At 39.6% G+C, this 6462-nt stretch carries 5 protein-coding genes; 4 read left to right on the forward strand and 1 reads right to left on the reverse strand.

The window, feature by feature from the left end:
• Nucleotides 1-102 precede the first annotated feature (102 nt).
• Nucleotides 103-621 carry a hypothetical protein gene (locus AC27JL_RS10515; protein WP_487195591.1) on the reverse strand — a complete coding sequence of 173 codons (519 nt, stop codon included), beginning with the start codon at nucleotides 619-621 and terminating at the stop codon, nucleotides 103-105.
• Nucleotides 622-1212: 591 nt separating this feature from the next.
• On the opposite strand from AC27JL_RS10515, the gene AC27JL_RS10520 reads away from it, so the two are divergent.
• The 4 genes from AC27JL_RS10520 (at nucleotide 1213) to AC27JL_RS10535 (ending at nucleotide 6410) form a co-directional block, all read left to right on the forward strand.
• Entirely contained in the window at nucleotides 1213-3636 is a 2424-nt protein-coding gene (locus AC27JL_RS10520) for a PAS domain-containing hybrid sensor histidine kinase/response regulator (RefSeq protein WP_487195593.1), read from the forward strand.
• 149 nt (nucleotides 3637-3785) lie between these two features.
• On the forward strand, nucleotides 3786-4382 hold the full coding sequence (locus tag AC27JL_RS10525; protein ID WP_138611608.1) for a tyrosine-type recombinase/integrase: 597 nt from the start codon (nucleotides 3786-3788) through the stop codon (nucleotides 4380-4382).
• A 267-nt stretch (nucleotides 4383-4649) separates the two neighbouring features.
• Nucleotides 4650-4964 (forward strand): hypothetical protein, encoded by a 315-nt coding sequence (locus AC27JL_RS10530; protein WP_033103256.1) that lies wholly within the window; start codon nucleotides 4650-4652, stop codon nucleotides 4962-4964.
• Nucleotides 4965-4967: 3 nt separating this feature from the next.
• The gene (locus tag AC27JL_RS10535; protein ID WP_487195594.1) at nucleotides 4968-6410 is read left to right on the forward strand and encodes an SNIPE associated domain-containing protein; all 1443 of its coding nucleotides are present in this window, start codon (nucleotides 4968-4970) and stop codon (nucleotides 6408-6410) included.
• The last annotated feature ends 52 nt before the right edge of the window (nucleotides 6411-6462 follow it).

Consider the following 6462-nt stretch of genomic DNA (forward strand, 5'->3'; position numbering starts at 1 on the left):
GCCCGCATAACGGGCAAAAATACGTAGGCTACAATACCAAGCGAAGCGCAGGGAGCCTACGTGTTTTGTCCCTAGCGAGCGCAGCGAGTGTTTATGCGTTTGTTAGCTGCGTAATGATGGCCATCCTGAATTCTTATTGAATCCAGCTTCGATCTTGAGCCTTGAGATAACGTCAGATATAACATCGTAATCGGATTCGCTCTGAAACAGTGCCCCTTTATCTTTGAGGAACTCACTTTTCTTTAGAGGTGTTCCGTATTTACCTGCCCAGATGGTGTATACACTTAAGCGTTTAAACAACTCTATCTCCTTTTCAGAAAAAGTATGGCCTATTTTTTCTGAAAGCCATTCCAAGTCATGGGGTGAAACACCTTTTGGGGTAATTGGTTTTAGTCTCTCATTTTCAATTTTTAGTTCTTCTTTAAAAGCCAAAACTCCTTTGAAAGCATTTTCAGTGGCTATTCCTAGTAAAAAAAGAGATCCTTTATGCGCACCAACTCGAAGTTCATCTGATGAATCCTTTGAAGTCATTGAGTTATATAAAGCTTTTGATGCTTCAAACATTTGAGACGCTTGTGTAAACCAAAACTCTGCGTTTTTTAGTTTAGTATGAAAATCCATGTCCATTAAGTCCTTCAAGCTGCTAACAACTTTATCAGAGGACACTTTCCCTTTTTTAGCGCGAAAACGTCCTTATTTTATGAGTTTGTATTAATAGCAAAAAGCATAAATTATTGCTAGCTATATATATTATGCTTTATGTAACTTATATAAATATGTAAAAAGAGGAAAGTGTCCTCTTATTCTTACTAAGTTAAAAACGACTCACCTGATCGACCGCTTATCGCTCTTTGCCGAAGTTCAACTAAGTGCCATGAGCAGACTTTCAAGCGTAACTCGTTTCTGCCCCAAAATGGTTTAACGTAAATACTCTAAAGGTCGGCTTTGAGCCAATTTGAGACGGTCATGATGTTTCGAAGCTAAGGTTGTAATTCTACAAAGCGGACGTTCCGCTAACGCATTTTTTGCACTAAAATGTTTTAAGGTAATTATTCTATCGGTGAGTTTTGAGCGAATTACAGAAGCAAATAATCAGGCGGTAATTACCCCTACCATTAATTGGCTGGTTTGAATTGAAAATTGTTTCTAACATATAGGGAGAGACTCCTATACTTACTGCTGTCGCTATTTAAAAAGAGCATAAAGGAAAATATGACTATTGTTCGGGAAAAAGAGCTTGAATTGGAAGTTAAACAACTCCGAGAGCAGCTAAATAAAGCTAAGCTTGAGCGGGATAAGTACAAAAAGTTATTTGATATTTCGGCTGATGCATTGTCAATAATAGACCTAGGCACAGGCAGGTTTATTGAGTGCAATCAATCCGCGATTGATATGCATGGAGTAGAAAGCAGTAGTAAATTCCTGAACCTAACACCTTCTGATTTGTCACCTGAATTCCAACCATGTGGCAGACGCTCTGACGAAATGGCAGGTGAGTACATAGGCAATACCATAACTGAAGGTAGTCAGGTTTTTCAATGGACGCATACTCGTTTAGACGGCACTACATTTCCCTGTTTGGTTTCATTAACCTATATCGCCTTGGATGAACAAAATCATATACTAGCTATAGGTAGAGATATCAGCGAGCTTGTCCATACCCAAAATCAATTAGATATAGCAGAATCTGATGCCAGTCGATTAAAGCGAGCTTACAGCGAAGAAAAAGAGAAATTTGAAAAGTTTGTCGACTTAGCCACAGTAGGGATTGCAATTAATAACATTTCAGATGGAAGCTTTGAGTTTGTAAATCAAGAGTTCAGTAAAATCACTGGGTACAGTATTGAAGAGCTTAACCAGATGGATTATTGGCAGCTCACACCAATCTCATATGAAAAGCAGGAGCAAGCTCAACTCGAATCTTTAGCTGAGCATGGTCACTATGGCCCATACCTTAAAGAATATATACACAAAAATGGCACTAACGTCCCTGTATTACTGTCTGGTATAAAAATTACCGACAGAAATGATGAAACGGTGATTTGGTCTGTCGTACAAGATATGACCCTACAAAAAGAGAACGAGCAAAAAATTCAAGAAGCGAAAGAAAAAGCAGATGCATTGGCGCTTCGAATGCAACTTGCCAATGACTCTGCGGAAATAGGCATATGGGAGTGGAATTTACGAACGGGTGAGCTCAATTGGGATGAGTGGATGTACAAATTGTATGGCATCAATGAATCTGAGTTTTCAGGTGCGTATGAAGCATGGGTAAATAGTGTTCATCCCGACGACATTGATTCTGCAAAGAGTGCATTAGAAACAGCTATTCGTGGTGAAGGAGTTTATGACCCTGAATTTCGAGTTGTACACCCAAATGGTGATATTAAAGTGATAAAGGCCAGCGCTGAAGTAATAAGAGATACTGATGGGAAAGCCGTTAAAGTTATCGGAGTCAATTACGACGTCACAGAAAAAGTTAACGCTATTCAGGTGCTTTATGAAGCGAAACTTGCCGCTGAAAATGCTGTGAAAGCCAAAAGTGACTTTCTGGCGAATATGAGTCATGAAATTCGAACTCCGATGAATGCTATCCTTGGTGGTTTGCAGCTTTTACAAGACACAAAATTATCTAGGGAGTTGAAAACCGTTCTGAGTAACGCATCTTTCTCTGCACAAAGCCTGCTCACTATCATTAATGATATTTTGGATTATTCAAAAATTGAATCGAACAATCTTCAACTAGAGCACATTCAATTTTCACTCACAGAAGTGCTTGAATCAGTGAAGTATGACTTGGATGGGCAAGTTAGCAATAAGCAGGTACAGTTTATTGTCAATAAAGGTGAGCGTTATAAAGATTATTGGCTTGGTGATTTAGTTCGAGTTAAGCAAATAATCCTGAACCTCGCTTCAAATGCCGTTAAGTTCACAGAAAAAGGAAGTGTAAAGGTTAATATTGATAGCCGCCCTTACAGTGGCAAAGATGCAATTTATATTCAGGTCATTGATTCGGGTATAGGAATGACTGAAGAGGCTGCTCAGAGGATTTTTGAGCGATTTGCTCAGGCTGATACCTCAACCACAAGAAAGTACGGTGGGACGGGGCTTGGTATGTCAATTACAACTAATCTCATCAAAATGATGGGAGGTGAAATAGACGTTCAAAGTCAGCTAGATAAAGGGACGACAGTCTCAGTTATCCTCCCTCTTCAAGAAGTAGACATGGTGTCTAAAGAAAAGGCTAAAAAATCCTTATCCGCTCCTGATTTATCAAGTAAACAAATACTGGTTGCAGAAGATAATGCAATTAATCAGGTGTTGATACAATCAATGTTGAAGTCTACCAAAGCAAAAGTAACGATTGTTGAAAATGGGCAACTAGCGATAGATGAGGTTAAAAAAGGAAGTTATGACATCGTACTGATGGACATCCACATGCCTGAAATGGATGGCGTGGAAGCACAAAAACAGCTAAAGCAGCTATTTCCTAAATTACCCGTGATAGCCCTAACCGCAAATGTGATGAAAGATGATGTTGAAAACTACATCCAACAGGGTTTTGTTGCCCATATAGCCAAACCTATCGACATTAATCAACTATATGGAAGCTTAAAGCATTTTATCGATAAATAAATTTGTTCAACTAATTAAATACCCAATGGCTAGTAACTTAGAAGGGAGCTAGTTCTAGTTGATAGGGGGATTATTAACTCATCTTTGTCCAAATCCTAATCAGTAATACATCCACTATCCTCATAGTGACTTTTAAATAGGAGGTCACTATGAAACCAGAACTAAATCACAATGCTACTGGTGTGAAACGTCCTTTCAAGCTTGAAGAGATTTGGCGTATTCGCACTCGAATTGAAATTCAAAACAACTTGATGCAATTGGCTTTACTTAATTTGGCTATAGATAGCAAGCTAAGATCATGTGACTTACTCTCTTTAAAAGTTCGAGACGTCACTACTCTCGATCAAGTATTTGAAAGGGTTCAATTAACGCAGAAGAAAACTGGGATCGAAGTTCAATTTGAGATAACTCCGAGAACACAACAAAGTATTATCCATTGGATTCAAGAAGTTAAATTGCAACCCAGTGATTATTTGTTTCGGAGTATACGTCGCTCTAATCAACCAATAAGCTATTCATATTACAGGTCTATCATCAGGAGCTGGGCTGAGCAATTAGGACTTGATTCTGACCTTTATGGAACTCACTCAATGCGAAGAACCAAAGCGACTTTGGTTTATGCTCGAACCAAAAATATACGTGCCGTTCAGTTACTACTTGGTCATACAAAAATTGATAACACCATCAGATATTTGGGAATAGAGATTGAAGACGCCATTAAAATATCGAGAGAAACCGATTGTTGATTTAGCGCAGGCAGTGTTCTTATGCTGCCTTTGCCCCAAGATTAGTCAGCGACTGCATGAGCCATTACTCCCCATGCCATCATTTGGAATATTTTTTCTAACTCAAAGCAAGGAGCTAATCTGCCTATAAGAAACATAGATATTTGAAACCTTAGCGCTCTCATAGCTATAGAGTTTATGTAATCTGTTTGATTTCAATGTAACCCTCCCAATTTTGTTGTGCTAGCATCGGAAGCATAATTCTAATTTGCTTAGAGGAGAAATGCATTGGCCAGACGAGGAAGTGGTTTAAGGACGGCTATAAAGGTTGTTAAAGCTATAGATAGGGCCAACAAACAAGCCGCCCGCGAAACTCAGCGTAGAGAGAAAGCTCGGCAACGTGCTGAAGCTCAAGCACTTAGAGAGCATGAAAAAGGTGTGCGTGAAGCTCAGCGAGAACTAAAGCGGCAAGTAAGACAGCAACAATCCGCAGCAAAGCAAGCATTCAAAAATGCGCTATCAAATGCAAATGAAGAGTACCAAGACCGCTGCGAAGAACGAGCCGCACTTAGAAAGCAATTCATACAAGAGGTTTTAAGGTAAACAATGGATAATAATTTACTGATATTAGCAGGCATATCTTTGTTAGCAGTTTTGCTGACCTATATAGTGACGAAACGCTCTGCGGATAAAAAAGTTGGACAGTACAAGTCAATAGATGAAGCGTTAAAGAAAGCCAAAGAAGAGCACGAGACATTAAAGAAAGCAAATGAATCTCTTCAGCAAACTAATGAGATAGCAAAGCAGGCGCTTTCCAAAATTAACGCTGAAACTGCCGACCTACAAGCTTTGAAAGGACAAGATGACTCTCTTAAAGTTAGTATTCTAGAACAGCAACAGTCTCTTGACGCGGCCCAAAACACTCTAAATGAACTTAATGCCAATATTGAAAAGAGCGAACAGGATCTGAACGAGCTTATGGGTGGGATAGACTTGTATTCACGACTCGATGAATATACTGCTCATGGTCATTTTGAAATGCCACAATATCTCTACGAAACATCAACTCGCTATTCTGAAGAGATCAAAGACATACGGCAGCAGCAAAAAGACATGATTAAAGCGAAAAGCGCAGTCACCTTCCCTGAAACGACCGTTATTTCTAATGATAAGTCTTTGAATAAAAAAATCCTCAATGGTCAAGTTAAGCTTATGCTAACTGCGTTCAATATTGAATGTGACATGCTTATTGGCAAGGTTTCACCAAGCTCATTTGGTCGTACGCTGGAACGAATCGAGAAACTAGCAAACAATCTAGAAAAGTCAGCTGCGACAATGGAGTGTGGCTTTGATATTGACTACATCGAACTAAAATTCGAAGAATGTAAGCTTCAGTATCAATATACCCTGAAGAAGCAGGAAGAAATTGCCGAGCAGAAGCTCATCAAAGAGCAAATTCGTGAAGAGCAGAGAGCAATAAAGGAGTTTGAAAAAGCTATTGCTGAAGCTGAGAAAGAAGAAAAAATGTATCGAAACCTTCTTGATAAAGCTCAGCAAGAGCTTGCTCAAGCTAATGAACAAGAACGTAGTGAAATGGAACAAAGAATAGCCATTCTAGAGCTGCAATTGGCCGAAGCTGAAGCCAAAGAAGAACGTGCCAAGAGTATGGCGGAACAAACTCGTAAGGGCCATGTGTACGTGATAAGTAACATTGGTTCCTTTGGAGAAGATGTTTACAAGATAGGTTTAACGCGTAGGCTAGAGCCTATGGACAGAGTTAAAGAGCTTGGTGATGCCAGTGTACCATTCCCATTTGACGTACATGCCATGATTTATACTGATGATGCACCTGCACTCGAAACAGCTTTGCACCGTGAATTCCATTCTCAACGTGTTAATGCAGTTAACATTCGTAAGGAGTTCTTCAGTGTCGATCTAGAGGAAATTAAAGATGCCGTTGAAAAGATCGCTGGAGTAGATGCTCAGTTCAAAATGACCGCTCTGGCGGAAGACTATTACGAAAGCCTCCGTCTTAGTGATGCCGCATGATTTAACAGTTTTGTCCGTCTTCGAGTCAGCCAGATCAACGCTGGCTCACCTT

Source organism: Pseudoalteromonas sp. 4NS20-0020, assembly GCF_057554385.1.